This is a genomic window from Streptomyces sp. NPDC056160 (assembly GCF_042268205.1).
GTDB lineage: Bacteria > Actinomycetota > Actinomycetes > Streptomycetales > Streptomycetaceae > Streptomyces.
Genome location: NZ_JBHJUW010000181.1, coordinates 1 through 14,304, shown reverse-complemented (window position 1 = coordinate 14,304; position 14,304 = coordinate 1). Strand labels below are relative to the sequence as shown.

The window sequence follows — 14,304 nt, the reverse complement described above, 5'->3', positions numbered from 1 at the left end:
CCCACCGAACAGACCGCATAGCCTCAAAGACGAGATCACCGAGTGGCCGTCAATACACCACTCCAGCGGACGTGACCCGCCGTCGTGACCGCATCGTGATCAAACCTGACGTGTGACAACACTCTTGGGTCGGTTGTCACTGAAGCTGGGGCGATCGAAGTTTGTGTCGGCGAAGACGGGTCACTTCGCTGTTTGTGACACTGAAGATGGGCCGAAGGTATGTCCGGCAGGCTTTGACGATTTCTCGTGGAGTGTCAGCCAGCGGCGCTAGGCTGCTGTGTCGTGCAGGAGACGCGCCTCGACACTGCTCGGATCCGGGCGGCTCGCCGGGTTATCGACCCGATGTTTCTCGACACTCCGCTGTACCGCTGTGAGGCGCTGGAGCCCCACCTCGGATGCGCGGTGAGCATCAAGCTCGAAACGGCGAATCCGATCCGCAGCTTCAAGGGCCGCGGCACCGAGGTGGTCGCGAGCCAGCTCGCCGATGACGGCTCGCGAGCCGTGGTGTGCGCGAGCGCGGGCAACCTCGGCCAGGCCCTCGCCTGGTCCGGTCGCGGCCGGGAACTCGACGTCACCGTCGTGGCATCCCGCTTCGCGACTCGGGCCAAGCTCGAACGCATCCGCGCACTGGACGCCAGGCTGGAACTGGTGGACGGCGACCACGAGCTCGCGCGCGAGCGGGCCGCGGCCATCGCGCGGCACGACGGCATTCGGCTGGTTGAGGACAGCCTGGACATCGAGACCTGCGAGGGCGCGGCGACCATCGGCCTGGAACTGGTGGACACCGTGCCGTCCTTCGACGCCGTCCTGATCGCTCTCGGCGGCGGGGCGCTGGCCACCGGCGTAGGTCATGTGATGAAGGCCTTGGCGCCCGATGTCGAGGTGATCTGCGTCCAGCCGTTGGGCGCACCGGCGCTGACACACTCGTGGCGCCAACGGCGCATCGTCACCACCGACTCGACCGACACCATCGCTGACGGCGTCGCCGGTCGGTATCCCATCCCGGCCGTCCTGGTCGATCTTCTTCTGGTCGCCGACGACGCCGTCCTTGTCCGGGAGGCGTCGATCATCGCCGGTATGGGGATGCTCCTCGACCACGCTGGCCTCGTCGTCGAGCCGTCGGCCGCGCTCGGCGTCGCGGCGATACTCGAAGACCGTGACCGCTTCGCCGGCCGGCACGTAGCCACCATCGTGTGCGGCAGCAACGTCGACATGGACGCATATCACCACTGGGTCGGTGCTCCCATCCACAAGCCTTGACGGTTGCTCTGGCAGTGGGCCCTGAAGCGATGGGCGTTCATCGATCGCGTGCGGTTGCGGTGCGGGCAGCCGGTGATGTGGTCGCCTTCGGCTGCTTGTTCGATGTGGGCTTATCGGGCCAGCCGCGGGATAGCCGGTAGCACTTGCGTGAGCACCACCGCCGGTCCCTGCCGTTCGCGTGGCGTTCGAACGGCCTCTGGCATGGTCGCAGGTCAGCGGGTTGAAGTAGGTAGCTGGAGCATTGGCGACCGCCCTGCGTCTGGACGATGCCGCGCGAAGCCATCTGCACACCCTCGCCCGGCCCCGTCCCGGGCCCGCTCGCCGGCGTCCTCGCCCGCAGCGTGTCCAACCCGCCACCTGGGACCTGCTGGAGACCCTTCAGCAGGCGTGCCGTCCCGGTTTCGTCCTCGGACGCCGCCTCGACGTGCTGGCTAACAACGGGCTCGCCGGACTATTGATCACCGACTTCCGCGCACTGCCCGCGGCCGAGCGGAACCAGGCCCGCTTCGTCTTCCTCGATCCACACGCACGCGAGCTGTACCGGGACTGGCCCCGCGTCGCCGCAGACACCGCCGCCATGCTCCGCCTCGACGCCGGACGGCACCCGGACGACCCGTCGCTGAGCGCCCTGGTCGGCGATCTGTCCATACGCAGCGAGGAGTTCCGTCGCTTCTGGTCGGACAACAAGGTCCACCGACGCACGACCGGCACCAAGAATTACGCCACCCGCTCGTCGGTGACCTCACCGTCTCCTACGAGGCCCTGACGCCCGCGGACGACCCCGACCAGATCCTCTTCGTCTACGGCACCGAATCCGGCAGCCCGTCCGAGGCTGCCATGCACTTGCTGGCCCGCTGGAACGAGCGGTCAGGCGCCATCGGTCGGGTGACGACGCGAGTGTCACAAACGCGCGACTGACACTAGCCTGCCCAGTTCGCTCCGGCCGTCCATAAGGGGGCGAGTCCGGTGCATCCGGGGGTTGTGGAGGGCGGGCCGTGCCGGGGGTGGACCAGGCGCGGCCCGCGGCGCACCGCATGGCACCTGCCGGGGCCTCAGCCGATCCTGATGGAGGTGCCTGCGGTGAGACGGCGGTAGGGGGCCCCGGTACCGGGGCCGTTGTCGCCCAGGAAGCCTGCGATCATCGCGGTGCCGATGTCGTTGAGGGCGCCGTCGTGAATGGCGTAGGTCTGTCGCGGGGACACCGCCCGCACGTAGTCGATGAGTTGTCCGGTCGTGGACCAGGGGCCGTGCACGGGCAGGAGCAGGGTGTCGACGGTGGTGTCCGGGACGGTGAGGGCGTCTCCGGGGTGGAACAGGGCGTCGTCGACGAGGAAGCCGATGTTCTCCATGCGCGGGATGTCGGGGTGGATGGGCGCGTGCCACGTCCCGTAGACCTTCACGTCGAAGCCGGCCGCGGTGAAGGCCTCTCCCTCGCCCAGGGCGGTGACCCGGCTGCCGAGACCGTCCAGGAGCCTGGCGACAGAGGTGTTGGTCCAGATCCTCAGCGCCGGGTTCCTTCGAGCGGCTTCGCGGAGCATCTCCTCGGAGAAGTGATCGAAGTGTTCGTGGGTGACCAGGACGGCATCGACGCCGTCCAGAGCATGCGGGTCGGTCAGCCCGCCGGGGTCGATGACCAGGCGGCGGCCGTCCTTTTCCGTGCGAACGCAAGCGTGTCCGAACTTCGTGAGGTGCATGGACATCTCGTGGACTCTCCAAACTATACAACCTAGTTACACAACCAGGATACAGGCTTTACGTAGGATGGGGCCATGGACGAAATTTCGCTGGCTGAAGACCTGCGGCAGGTGATCGGTGGGCTTGTCCGTGCGGTACGGGCCGCGGACACCATGCCCTCCGGGGAGGCTGCCCTTCTCGGATACCTCGACCGCGGCGGCCCGCAGACCACGGCCGACCTCGCCCACCTGCGTGGCGTGAGCCACCAGGCGGCCGCCAAATCGGCGAAGGAACTTCTCGGCGGTGGCCTGGTGCGCGCCGAACCTCATCCCACTGACGGCCGTAAGGTCCTGCTGCACATCACAGACGTCGGCCGCGTCCGCCTCCAGCGGGAACGCGCACAACGCGCCGACTGGCTCAACACCGCCATCAGCACCGCGCTCGACTCCGACGAGCAGCGGCAACTTCGGCAGTGTGTCCCGCTGCTGGCCCGCTTGACCACCCACATCACCGGGCAGTGACGACGGGATGAAGCAACGCACCGTTCCGGCGGCGGGCGCCGGTGACGCACTTCGCTTGTTGCAGGACATGGCCCGGCCGACACAGCCGTCGTCGCCGGCGGAGTAGGCGTCGCCCCTGCGCCCACCGCCACAGGCCGGCGCGGCTGCCACTCACCGGCCGTCGGCCCCTGCTCGTCGACGGCATCCCGGGACCGCAGGGTTCACCGCGTGGACAAGTGGCGCAGGGCGCGGGCGGTCGGTGTGCCGGGGGCGGCCGTCATGAACAGCACCTGCTGGTCCTCCTCGGGGAGGGGGAGCACATCGCAGTTGATGCGCAGCTCGCCGAGCTCGGGGTGGACCATGGTCTTCGTCCGGTGTCCGGGTATCCGCAGCGGGTGGGAGGCCCAGATCTCGCGGAACTCCGCGCTGCCCGCCGTGAGGTCGGCCAGGAGACGGGACAGATCCCCGTCGTGCGGGTAGCGGTCGGCAGCGGTGCGCAGGCGGGAGACGGCGATCTCTGCGAAGTCCTCGTGGCCGGTGGTCAGGATCTGCTCGCGGAGCAGGAAGCGGCGGTGGGCCAGGTTCGGCTGGCGGTCCAGGTCGCCGAGCAGCGCCTGGGCCAGCGGGTTCCAGGCCAGGACGTCGTAGTCCGCCGCGGTGACCAGGACGGCGGTGTCCGGGAGCCGGTGGAGCAGGTCGGCGATGTGCCTACGTACGCGTCGCGGGGGCGCGGTGGGCGGCTGGGGCGTCTGGCCGGCCAGATGGAACAGGTGGGTGCGCTCGGCCGGGGCCAGCCGGAGGGCCGCCGCGAGGCCGTCGAGGATCCGTGGAGAGGGGCGCGGCCCGCGCGCCTGCTCCAGGCGGACGTAGTAGTCGACCGACATGTGCGCCAGGTCCGCGATCTCTTCCCGGCGCAGGCCGCCGGTGCGACGACGGGGCCCCGCAGGCAGGGCGACGTCTTCGGGGCGCAGCCCCGCACGACGCTCGCGCAGGAAGCGGGCCAGTTCGTCTCGGGCCACCGGTCAACTCCTCGGGATGTGTCTTCCTGGTATCGATTGTCCCTGGTTGCATGCCGGGCCGGCGGCGAGGCTGGCCTCATGGATATCTCGACTGCGCTGGTCACAGGCGCCAACAAGGGCATCGGCAGGGAAATCGCCCGCCAGCTCGTCCAGGCGGGCTTGAGCGTCTACGTCGGCTCGCGCGACGCGGAACGCGCGGAGCGTGCCGTCGCCGACATCGGCGGTGACGCGAGGCCCTTGGTCCTCGACGTCACCGATCCGGTGAGCATCGCCGCAGCGGCGGACCGCATCGACACCCTGGACGTCCTGGTCAACAACGCGGGTGTGTCCCCCGCTGGGGGCAGGGGCGCACAGGACGAGGACACTGGTACCTTCCGCCGGGTCTACGAGACGAACGTCTTCGGCGTGGTCTCGGTGACCAACGCGCTCTTGCCTGCCCTGCGGCGCTCGGCCCACCCCAGGATCGTGAACATCTCCAGCGGGACCGGATCGCTTGCGGCCGCGATCACCGAGCACTCCGGGTACCGGGGCGTCTTCGCCTCCTACCGCTCGTCGAAGGCGGCCCTGAACGCGTTGACAGTGTTCTACGCCCAGAGCCTTGCCGACGACGGAGTCAAGGTCAACGCCCTGGCACCGGGCCTGCGACGGACCGATCTGAACGACGCCGCAGCCGCTGGCGGGGACCCGGCCGAGGCGGCCGCCGGCGCCGTCCGGCTGGCACTGCTGCCCGACGACGGGCCCTCCGGCGCCTTCTTCTCCTGGGACGGAACACCGGCCCCCTGGTAGCCGCGGGGGATCACCGGCCACGGCTGTGAACGGAACATGGTCCGGAGGACGTTGATCTGCGCCGGGCCGGGCCCTGCCGATCCTGCGAACGACCGGTGTGTGGCCGCTCCGAAACGGTGGGACAGTTGCTACCGCAGGTCGCGGAAGAACGCGGTGATGTCGTCGGCGAGCAGGGCGGGTTCCTCGTGCGCGGCGAAGTGTCCGCCGCGGGGCATGTGGGTGTAGCGCGTGAGGCGGTAGGTGCGCTCGGCCCAGCTTCGCGGTGGTCGGGCGAGGTCTGCCGGGAACAGGGCGAGGGCGGTGGGGACCTCGACCCGCCGCACACGCCGGGTGAGCTGGTGTGCGTACTCGTAGTACGGGCGGAAGGACGTGGAGATGGTGCCGGTGAACCAGTAGAGGGATGCCTGGGTGAGGAGAAAGTCGTCGCTGAAGCGGGTGGACAGGTCGCCTCCGCAGTCGCTCCATGTCCGGTACTTCTCCAGGATCCAGGAGAGCAGTCCGGCAGGCGAGTCGTTCAGTGCGGGCGCGAGGGTGAGGGGGCGGGTGTTCTGCTGGTGCATGTAGCCGCCCTCCTCCGCCTGCCAGGCCGCGGCGGAGGCGAGGTGGGCCTTTTCCTCAGGGGTGAGCGAGGCCGGGTCGTACTCGGCCGGGGCGGCCGCGGCGAGCAGGTGGATGCCGACGACAGCCTCGGGGTGGGCTTCTGCGAGCCGTGAGGTGACGCCGGCGCCCAGGTCTCCGCCGTGGGCCGCGTACTGCCGGAAGCCGAGGTGGTCGTGCATCAGCCGGTGCCAGAGGTCATGGGTCTGTTCGGCGTCGGTGAGGGCGGGGCGCTGTGGCGAGAAGGTGAAGCCGGGCAGGGAGGGGACGATGACGGTGAAGGCGTCGCGGGCGTCTCCTCCGTGGCGGGACGGGGAGGCGAGTCGTTCGGCGAGCGCGGTGAGTTCCAAGACGGTGCTCGGCCAGCCGTGGGTGAGCACGATCGGCAGGGCGTCGGGGTGTTCGGCGTCGTAACGCAGGTAGTGCACTGGTGTGCCGTCGATGTCGGCGAAAAGGGAGGGCAGTGCGTTGACGGCGGCTTCGTGGGTCCGCCACGTGTAGTCGGTGGCCCAGTACCGGACGAGGCGGCGGAGTTCGGCTGCTTCGGTACCCGCCTGCCAGCCGTCGACCGGCCAGGGCTCGGGCCAGCGGGTGGCGCGCAGTCGGGTGCGGAGGTTTTCCAGGTCGGCGTCGGTGACCTGGATGACGGGGGTGCTCGGCACGGTGTGCTCCTTCATGTGCGTGATGTGCAGGGGTACGGCGGCGGTGCCGTTCGCTTTCTCGTGCGTGACGCGCGGGATTGGTCCTCCCGGCGGCCGCAAGGGCGGGCGCGGGGGCGACGACCGCGTTCAGGGCCGGCGCGGGTGCGGGTTCATCGGTGCTGGGGGCGTCGACGCGACGGCGTCTGTGTCGATCGTCTTCTCACGCGCGACCTGCAGGGTGTCCCTCAGGGCGCCCGCGAGGGTGAGGGACGCGGCCATGACGGCGGCTACCACCAGCAATGCCGGTGCCAGGCCGGTTCGGTCGGCGAGGGTGCCGAACAGGGGCGGGCCGCAGACGAAGCCGCAGTACCCGATCGAGGTGATCACGCCGACCCGGGCGGCCGCCTGGGCGGGGTCGTCCGAACCGGCGCTCAGGCTGAGAGGAAAGCCGAGTGCCGCGCCCGCTCCCCACAGCAGCGCCCCCGCGAACCCCGTCCAGAGGCCGGGCCCGGCCGTGAACAAGACCACCCCGAGGCAGGCGGCCGACGCAGACGCGCGCAGTGCTCCGGGCCGGCCCAGGCGACCGACGACCAACGGTCCGAGCCAGCGGCCGAGGGTGACGGCCGTGAGGAAGGCGGCGTAGGCGAGCGTGCCGACGGCGGCCGTGGTGCGGTGGCGGTCGATGACGGTGAGGCTGACCCAGTTGCTCCCCGCTCCCTCCGCCAACGCGAAAGCCAGGGCAACGAGGCCGAGGGCGACTGTGCGTGGGGCGCGCCATGCGCGTGGCCCGGGCTTCTGCGTCGTCCCGCGCGGTGACGATGCCGGGGATGCGGTCCATGGGAGGAAGCGGCGGACGGCCACGGGTGTCAGCACGGTGATGAGCAGGGCCACCGCGCCGATGTGCAGGCTCACCGGTACCTCCAGCGCCGTCAGGAGCGCGCCGAGGCAGGCGCCGGCGACGGTGCCGAGGCTGAACCCGGCGAAGAAGCGGGGCATCAGGGCGCGGCCGAGCCGTCGTTCGAGGTCCGCGGCGTGCACGGCCACCGCGACGTCCCAGAAGCCCGTGGCGGTGCCGAGGGCGAAGAGGCCGGCGAGGAGCAGCGGTGGCCAGAGAGCGAAGCCGGTCGCCACTGCGGCGAGGCCGGCGCCTACGAGCGCGCTCACCGTGGTGACGGCCCGGCGCGGCCCGATCCGTGCGACGAAGGGACCGGCCAGCGGCAGCGCCACCAGACCGCCGACCGCGAGGAGGAGCAGCAGGAGGCCCACTGCCGCGGCGTCCAGATCCATGCGGTCCCGGATCTGCGGCAAACGGGACGCCCAGGTGGCCCCGGCCAGGCCCAGGAGGGCGAAGACGAGGTAGGTCGACCGTACGGCGCTCGCGGTCTCGCGTGCGTACGAGCCTGCCGCGGCGCGGGGGTTCACTTGCTCGGTCCGGCGGCCGGGCCGAGCGTCTGTACGAGGGCCGCCCGGGTCACCTCGGGCGGCTCGTGGTCCGTGGAGAGCAGTGTGTGCATGATCATTCCTTCCAGGAGGGCGTCGATGCGGGCGGCGGCCTGCGGTCCGGTGAAGCGGGCCAGCACCGCCCGGCTGGAACTGGTCCACTCCTGGGTCAGTGCGCGCAGCGCGGGATCGCGCAGCGCCGCCAGGTGCAACTCGAAGCCGAGGACCGCGCTGTGGTGCCGGGCCGGGCCTCCTTGGACCACCGTCACCAGGACGTCGATCAGGTCGTCGCGCGATGCCACCTCGGTGAACAGGGCCTCGTATTCGGCGGTGCGCTGTTCGACGTACCGGGCGAACGCCTGCGTGCACAGTTCGGTCAGGCTCGCGAAGTGATAGGTGACGGAGCCCAGCGGCACGTCGGCCCGGGCGGCCACCTTGCGGTGCGTGATCCCGGCGACCCCGTCTTCGACGAGCACCTCCAGCGCGGCGTCGAGCACGCGCTCCCGACGGCGCGGATCGTGCCGACGCGTGCGTCGCCCCTCACCACCCGCCGTGCCTTGTTCCTCGGGGGTTTCTTTCTGCTGCATAAGAACAAACGTACACTACGTAAGGAACAGATGTTCTTACTTCAGCCGACGGGCGGCCGGGTGGATCAGGCCGCGGTGAAGCCGCCGTCCGCGGCGAGTACGGCGCCCGTGACGAAGGAGGATCGCGGGGAGGCCAGGAAGCACAGGACTTCCGCGATCTCACGGGGCTGTGCCACCCTGCCCAGGGGGTGGGCGTCTGCGAAGGACGCGAGGTAGGCGCGGCTGTCGAGGCGGAAGGTGTCGAGAAAGTCGGTTTCGACGACGCCTGCGGCGACGAGGTTCGCGCGAATGCCCAGGGGGCCGCCTTCCAAGGCCAGCACCTTGGTCACCTGGGCGAGCGCACCCTTCGACGCGCTGTAGGCGACCCCCTCGGGCAGGCCGACGGACGACGCATAGGAGCCGGTACTGACGATGGCGCCGCCCCCGCGCTCCTCCATGGCCCGGAAGGCTTCACGGGCGAAGAAGAAAGCGCCACGGACGTTGACGTCCATCACGCTGTCCCACTCCTCGGCCGTGGTGTGCGTAACGGGCTTGTTCAGGGTGCGTCCGGCGTTGTTGACCAGGATGTCCAGTCCGCCGAAGGCGTCGACGGCGGACCCGACCGCGCGGGTGGCGGTCTCTTCCACGGTGACATCGCCGGTCACTGTCACCACACCGGGGAACTCCTGTGCCAGCGAGGTTAGTTCGGGGCGCATGTCGAGGGCGACGACGTGCGCGCCGCGGGCATGGAGGAGAGCCACGGTCTCCCTGCCGATGCCGCGTGCGGCGCCGGTGACGAGGGCGGTCTTTCCAGCGAACTCGGAAGCTTCGACGGACGGGGTCGTGGAGGTCATGCGGGTACTCCCTGACGGGGTGGTGGTCGGGTGCCGGTGCCCGGCGGCGGATGGCTTCGTAGTAGGGCGGAGGGCCACTGCGTCAGTGGTTCCGGCTATCGGCCCGGTGCCGGATGAGCAGGGCGGCGCCCAGACCGGCGAGTACGGCGGCGACGATGACAGCAGTGCCAGGGGTGTAGCCCGCCAGAGGGTCGGAGCGGTCCGCCTGCTGTTCGGCTTCGACGACCGCGGTGACGAGGGCGAGGACGACGGCACCGCCGATCTGCATGAAGGTGTTGAGCAGGGCTCCCGCCAGCCCCTGGTCCCGGTCGGGCACCCCGGCCACCGCACTCATGTTCAGCGCGGGGAACGTCGCGGCGGTGCCGATACCGTTGACGACCATGACGGGCAGGACCACGGTGAGGAAGGAACTGTCCGGCCCGATCCGGAAGAACAGCGCGTAGGACAGCGCGAGGAGCAGCATTCCGGCGGCGATCATCCTGTGCACGCCGAACCGGGCGGCGAGCCGCCCCGCGAACGGCGCCAGCGCACCGTTGGCGAGGCCCAGCGGGACAAAGGCACCGGCCGTCTGCAACGGCGTCCAGCCCAGCACGTTCTGCAGATAGAGCGTGGCGAGGAACGCGAACGACGTGTAGGCACCCCACATCGCGAAGATCGTCAGGTTGGTGCGCGCGGTCGCACGCCGAGTGAGGAAGGACAAGGGGACCAACGGCTTGCGTGAGCGGGACTCGACGCGGAGGAACAGGGCGAGCAAGCAGGCGGCGGCAGAGAAGAGGACGAGAGTGCGGGCGGACAGCCAGCCGTGCGCCGGAGCCTGCGTGAGGACGTAGACCAGGAGCATCAGAGCTCCAGTGGCCGTCAGCGCACCGGGAACGTCGAGCTTCTCGCGGGTGCTGTCCCGGCGGTCCGCCGGGAGCAGGCGCAGCCCTGCGAGCAATGCCGCCACGGCGATGGGCACCGGGAGCGCGAAGACGAGCCGCCACGACAGTTCGGTCAGTCCCCCGCCGAGGACGAGCCCTCCGATGAAGCCGCAGGCGCCGGCGGTGGCGTACCACCCGAGAGCACGTCCACGCCGCGGGCCCTCCGGCCAGTTGGTGGTGATCAGGGAGAGGGCCGCCGGGGCCAGGAAGCCCGCGGCGATGCCTTTCACCAGCCGCGCCGCGATCAGCAGGCCACCGGTCGGAGCGAGCGCTCCCAGCACGCTCACCACGCCGAAGACGGCGACCGCGGTCAGGAAGGCACGGCGCCGGCCGGACAGATCGGCGACCCGGCCGCCCAGGAGAAGGAACCCGCCGTAGCCGAGGGCGTAGGCGGACACGACCCACTGCAGGGAACCCGATGACATGCCAAGGTCACGCTGGATCGCGGGCAGGGCCACACCCACATCGGACAGGTCGATGGCGTCCATGAAATGAGCCGCGCACAGCACCAGCAGGGCTGGCGTGCCGGGTGACGGCTGGATCTTCGCGATGGCCCCGGTTTCGCCGGTGGCGGTGACGATTCCGTCAGTCTGCTTCATTGCTCTGCCTTCCTCCGGCGGCGGTTGAGCGGAACAGGGCCCGCACCACGCCGGACTCCAGGCCCGTGGGCGCCGGAAACGACGTTGCCGCGCTTGCTCATGAGGGCTTCTTCGCCCGGTCCTCGCGGTAGAGCACGAGGTGCTCGTGGTGGAGCACGCCGTCGCGGATGTCCCCCGTGGCGGTGAAGCCCGTGTCGTCGACGTAGTCGAGGTGGTCGCCGGTCACCGTGTACCGGCCGGTGTACGCGCTGCGCCGGTCTCCCCGGGCCTCGTCATAGCGCCCGTCCGGCAGCAGCTCCTGGCGGATGTGGCCGCCCGCGGTCACCCACATGCCGACCACGTCGGCCTTCACGGGACCGCGCTCGCTCCGCGCATCGCCTGTCATCAAAACTCCCTTCCTCAGTGGGGCACCGGTGTCGTGCCCGACCGAGTCTGCGCAGGTCAGCGCAGGGGTACCAGGATGCTCTCTGCCTGGGTGCGGCACACCCAGGCAGCGGGAGCAGCCACCGCCTAGCCTGGAGGCCATGGACGACAACCACCTCGGGGAGTTCCTCCGCGCGCGCCGCGCCGGCGTACGGCCACAGGACGTCAACATGGCCAGTCACGGTGTGCGCAGGGTCACCGGACTGCGCCGCGAGGAGGTCGCCGTCCTGGCCGGAGTCAACGCCGACTACTACACCCGGCTGGAGCAGGGCAGAGAACGTCACCCCTCGCCACAGGTACTGGAAGCGCTCAGCCGCGCCCTGCTGCTCGACACGGACGCCCGCGACCACCTGCACCGCCTGGCCGGGGTGTCACCGGACGGCCAAGGTTCCCTCCACACCAGCGAGCAGGTCAGTCCCGCGCTGCGCCAGCTGATGGACGGCTACCCGCACACCCCGGCGTTCGTCATGAGCCGCACCCTCGGCCTCCTGGCCGCCAACGCCCTGGCCGACGCCCTCTATGCCCCCTTCACTCCTGCGGACAACCTGGCCCGCATGACCTTCCTCGACCCGGCCGGACGGCAGTTCTACCGAGACTGGGACCGGGCCGCCCAGGCAGCTGTCGCCAACCTGCGCCAGGCAACCGGCTTCGACCCCGAGCACCCGCGCCTGCGACACCTCGTGGGCACACTGACCGAGCACAGTCCCGCATTCCGGCGGCTGTGGGCCCAGCACACCGTGCGCGGCAAAACCCAGGACGCCAAGCAACTCCTCCACCCGGACGTCGGCCCGCTCTCCCTCACCTACCAGTCCTTCGACGTCCGCGACGCTCCTGGCCAGCAACTCGTCATCTACCACGCCGAACCGGGCAGCCCCTCCGCCCAGGCCCTGACCCTCCTCGGCACCCTGCACGCCAGCGCGAAGCGGACGCCGTCCCGTTCCGCCGGACAGTGAGTCCCGCAGCCCGCCCCGCGTCTGCCTGCAACCGAGGGCCGGCACTCCCGATCCAGTGCAGCTCGGGCGTGTCCTGACCGGTGCCAACCGCCACGCCTCCCCGTTGCTCGCCCCGACCCTGGATCGTCTGAACGGCCTAGCTAGTAGATCGCCTCATGGCTGATCCGCATGGACTCATCATCGGGGTTGTCGACCTTCAGAAGCCGTATCTCAACCAATCATGGAACGTGCGGTTCGAACGGGCTTCCCGCCTGGGTGATCTTCCCGTTGTCCGCGCATGAAGACAGGGCCTCTCGGTAGCTCGGGGATGCGAATCTGACCGAGCAGTGCCGGGAGGCCCTGGTGTCCTTGTTGTACGTGTCCGAGCCCGTCCAGTTCAACTCGGCTGCCCCATCGTGTGGTTGCCTCGCGCACGTGTACGGCAACGCGGCTGACCGTCCCGACCGGGAACGCCGGGATCCGTCGGACATGACGGACGCGGAGTGGGCGGCCATCCGGCCGTTGCTGCCGGTGCCGGCCTGGCTCCAGGGCCGGGGCGGTCAGCCCGAGGGCTACTGCCACCGCCAGCTGCTGGACGCGATCCGTTACCTGGTCGCGGGCGGGATCTCCTGGCGGGCGATGCCCGCGGACTTTCCCGACTGGGGCCGGGTCTACGCCTTCTTCCGCCGCTGGCGCGAGCGCGGGCTGATCACCGAGTTCCACGACCGGCTGCACGGGAAGGTCCGTGAACGCGAAGGCCGCGAGGCCGAGCCCACTGCGGGGATCATCGACGCGCAGTCGGTGCGGGCCGCCGCGACGGTGCCGGCCGCCTCACGCGGCTACGACGGCGGGAAGAAGGTGCCCGGGCGCAAGCGGCACATCGTGACCGACACGCTCGGTCTGCTCCTGGCCGTCTGTGTCACCGCCGCGAACATCGGCGACCGCGATGCCGCCACGGGCCTGCTGCAGCGACTGCATCTTCTGCACCGCGGCATCACCCTCGTCTGAGCCGACGGCGGCTACACCGGCGGCCTCGTCGACTGGTGCCGCCAGAAACTTACGCTGACCTTGGAGATCGTCAAACGCACCGACGACATGATCGGGTTCGTGGTGCTGCCCAGACGCTGGGTGGCAGAACGCACATTCGCGTGGCTGATGCATTCACGCCGCCTGGCCCGGGACTACGAGACGTTGCCGGCCAGCAGCGAGGCGATGATCCGGTGGTCGATGATCACGCGGATGAGCCGGCGTCTGGCACGGCCACGGGCCGCCGGCCGGCACTGAATGCCCCCGACGTCTCCTGCACGAGCCACCCGCGCTCCGCCAGGCGCCGGGCCTTCGAGCGCACCCCCTCGACCTTCGCCGACGTTGTCTCCAAGCCCAGCACAGCCGTGATCTCCCGGGCCTTCAGCGGCCCCTGGCCCGCGGGCTGCCGCTCGTCGAACACGCCCAGAATCCGCTGGTAGTCCGACGCCAGCACCGTCACCGGCAGTCCTTCGCGCCAAGGTGGCACGATCGAGCCCGGCACCGGCGCGGGCGAGGACACAATGTCCGCGGTCGTCCCGGTCGCGGCGGCGGACCCGGCAGCCGAGACCGCCAAAGCCTCGACCAGTTCCTCCCGCGCGATCACCCGCCGGTCCAGCTCGATCTCTGCGGCCTCCAACACCTCGGCCAGCCGCGCAACTTCCTCCCGCAGACCTTCCACCCGCACCCGGGCCGTCGTCTCCCGCTCCTCCAGCATTCCCAGCACCGACGCCATCGCGCACCCCTCGACCGCAGAGCCGAAACAAGACGCCGCATACCTCCCTCACTCCGAGCCACACCATGGCTGACCAGCGAAAATCAAGCGATCACGTTCGGTTGAGATACGGCTTCTCAGCCGGTTCGCGATCTGCTCCGGACTCCACGCCATGACCCATTGGCGGTCGCCGCGGTGCGGCTTGTTCCTCCCCTTCCACCACGGTCCCTCAGGCCCCAGTACCGTCCCGTCCGGGCGGCTGACCTGGCCGGAAAGTCGGTCACGTCCGCTGGAGTGGTGTATCGACGGCCACTCGGTGATCTCGTCTTTGAGGCTATGCGGTCTGTTCGGTGGA

General features: G+C 70.2%; 13 protein-coding genes and 3 pseudogenes. 6 read left to right on the top strand and 10 right to left on the bottom strand.

Translation table 11 applies throughout. The features are described from left to right. The first annotated feature begins 282 nt into the window (after nucleotides 1–282). Both ACFC02_RS37920 and ACFC02_RS37915 read left to right on the top strand, forming a co-directional pair. Entirely contained in the window at nucleotides 283–1,260 is a 978-nt protein-coding gene (locus tag ACFC02_RS37920; RefSeq protein ID WP_376366839.1) for a threonine/serine dehydratase, read from the top strand. 241 nt (nucleotides 1,261–1,501) lie between these two features. Further along, nucleotides 1,502–2,178: pseudogene (locus ACFC02_RS37915) on the top strand (transcriptional regulator). A 134-nt stretch (nucleotides 2,179–2,312) separates the two neighbouring features. Here ACFC02_RS37915 and ACFC02_RS37910 read toward each other — a convergent pair. Continuing rightward, complete coding sequence (locus ACFC02_RS37910) at nucleotides 2,313–2,954, bottom strand: MBL fold metallo-hydrolase (RefSeq protein ID WP_376366840.1); 642 nt, start codon at nucleotides 2,952–2,954, stop codon at nucleotides 2,313–2,315. Between the two features lie 75 nt (nucleotides 2,955–3,029). Between ACFC02_RS37910 and ACFC02_RS37905 the strand changes: the two genes are divergently transcribed. Continuing rightward, nucleotides 3,030–3,455: a MarR family winged helix-turn-helix transcriptional regulator gene (locus tag ACFC02_RS37905; RefSeq protein WP_376366838.1), complete on the top strand. Its 426-nt coding sequence runs from the start codon at nucleotides 3,030–3,032 to the stop codon at nucleotides 3,453–3,455. A gap of 200 nt (nucleotides 3,456–3,655) precedes the next feature. On the opposite strand, the gene ACFC02_RS37900 is transcribed toward ACFC02_RS37905, so the two are convergent. Further along, nucleotides 3,656–4,453 carry a helix-turn-helix transcriptional regulator gene (locus tag ACFC02_RS37900; protein ID WP_376366837.1) on the bottom strand — a complete coding sequence of 266 codons (798 nt, stop codon included), beginning with the start codon at nucleotides 4,451–4,453 and terminating at the stop codon, nucleotides 3,656–3,658. Between the two features lie 78 nt (nucleotides 4,454–4,531). Between ACFC02_RS37900 and ACFC02_RS37895 the strand changes: the two genes are divergently transcribed. Further along, the gene (locus tag ACFC02_RS37895) at nucleotides 4,532–5,239 is read left to right on the top strand and encodes an SDR family NAD(P)-dependent oxidoreductase (RefSeq protein WP_376366836.1); all 708 of its coding nucleotides are present in this window, start codon (nucleotides 4,532–4,534) and stop codon (nucleotides 5,237–5,239) included. A gap of 128 nt (nucleotides 5,240–5,367) precedes the next feature. Here the strand turns inward: ACFC02_RS37895 and ACFC02_RS37890 are convergent, their stop codons facing one another. The 6 genes from ACFC02_RS37890 to ACFC02_RS37865 all read right to left on the bottom strand — a co-directional run bounded on the left by ACFC02_RS37890 (nucleotide 5,368) and on the right by ACFC02_RS37865 (nucleotide 11,241). Continuing rightward, nucleotides 5,368–6,498 carry an epoxide hydrolase family protein gene (locus ACFC02_RS37890; RefSeq protein ID WP_376366835.1) on the bottom strand — a complete coding sequence of 377 codons (1,131 nt, stop codon included), beginning with the start codon at nucleotides 6,496–6,498 and terminating at the stop codon, nucleotides 5,368–5,370. Nucleotides 6,499–6,624: 126 nt separating this feature from the next. Further along, nucleotides 6,625–7,899 carry an MFS transporter gene (locus ACFC02_RS37885; protein WP_376366834.1) on the bottom strand — a complete coding sequence of 425 codons (1,275 nt, stop codon included), beginning with the start codon at nucleotides 7,897–7,899 and terminating at the stop codon, nucleotides 6,625–6,627. Next, a complete protein-coding gene (locus tag ACFC02_RS37880) occupies nucleotides 7,896–8,504 on the bottom strand; it encodes a TetR/AcrR family transcriptional regulator (protein ID WP_376366833.1) in 609 nt (202 codons plus the stop codon). Before ACFC02_RS37880 ends, ACFC02_RS37885 begins: the two co-directional genes overlap by 4 nt. A 65-nt stretch (nucleotides 8,505–8,569) precedes the next feature. Then, nucleotides 8,570–9,337, bottom strand: a complete 768-nt coding sequence (locus ACFC02_RS37875; RefSeq protein ID WP_376366832.1) for an SDR family NAD(P)-dependent oxidoreductase — start codon at nucleotides 9,335–9,337, stop codon at nucleotides 8,570–8,572. Nucleotides 9,338–9,419: 82 nt separating this feature from the next. Next, the gene (locus ACFC02_RS37870; RefSeq protein WP_376366831.1) at nucleotides 9,420–10,856 is read right to left on the bottom strand and encodes an MFS transporter; all 1,437 of its coding nucleotides are present in this window, start codon (nucleotides 10,854–10,856) and stop codon (nucleotides 9,420–9,422) included. A gap of 97 nt (nucleotides 10,857–10,953) precedes the next feature. Then, complete coding sequence (locus ACFC02_RS37865) at nucleotides 10,954–11,241, bottom strand: Atu4866 domain-containing protein (protein WP_376366830.1); 288 nt, start codon at nucleotides 11,239–11,241, stop codon at nucleotides 10,954–10,956. Between the two features lie 139 nt (nucleotides 11,242–11,380). Between ACFC02_RS37865 and ACFC02_RS37860 the strand changes: the two genes are divergently transcribed. Beyond that, nucleotides 11,381–12,232: a helix-turn-helix transcriptional regulator gene (locus ACFC02_RS37860; protein WP_376366829.1), complete on the top strand. Its 852-nt coding sequence runs from the start codon at nucleotides 11,381–11,383 to the stop codon at nucleotides 12,230–12,232. A 468-nt stretch (nucleotides 12,233–12,700) separates the two neighbouring features. Next, a pseudogene (locus ACFC02_RS37855) lies at nucleotides 12,701–13,495 on the top strand (IS5 family transposase). Here the strand turns inward: ACFC02_RS37855 and ACFC02_RS37850 are convergent. Then, a complete protein-coding gene (locus ACFC02_RS37850; RefSeq protein ID WP_376366828.1) occupies nucleotides 13,443–13,970 on the bottom strand; it encodes a hypothetical protein in 528 nt (175 codons plus the stop codon). The pseudogene ACFC02_RS37855 and the gene ACFC02_RS37850 sit on opposite strands and share 53 nt — an antisense overlap. A gap of 117 nt (nucleotides 13,971–14,087) precedes the next feature. After that, nucleotides 14,088–14,234 (bottom strand): annotated as a pseudogene (locus ACFC02_RS37845) (IS30 family transposase); the annotation flags it as partial. Nucleotides 14,235–14,304 lie beyond the last annotated feature (70 nt).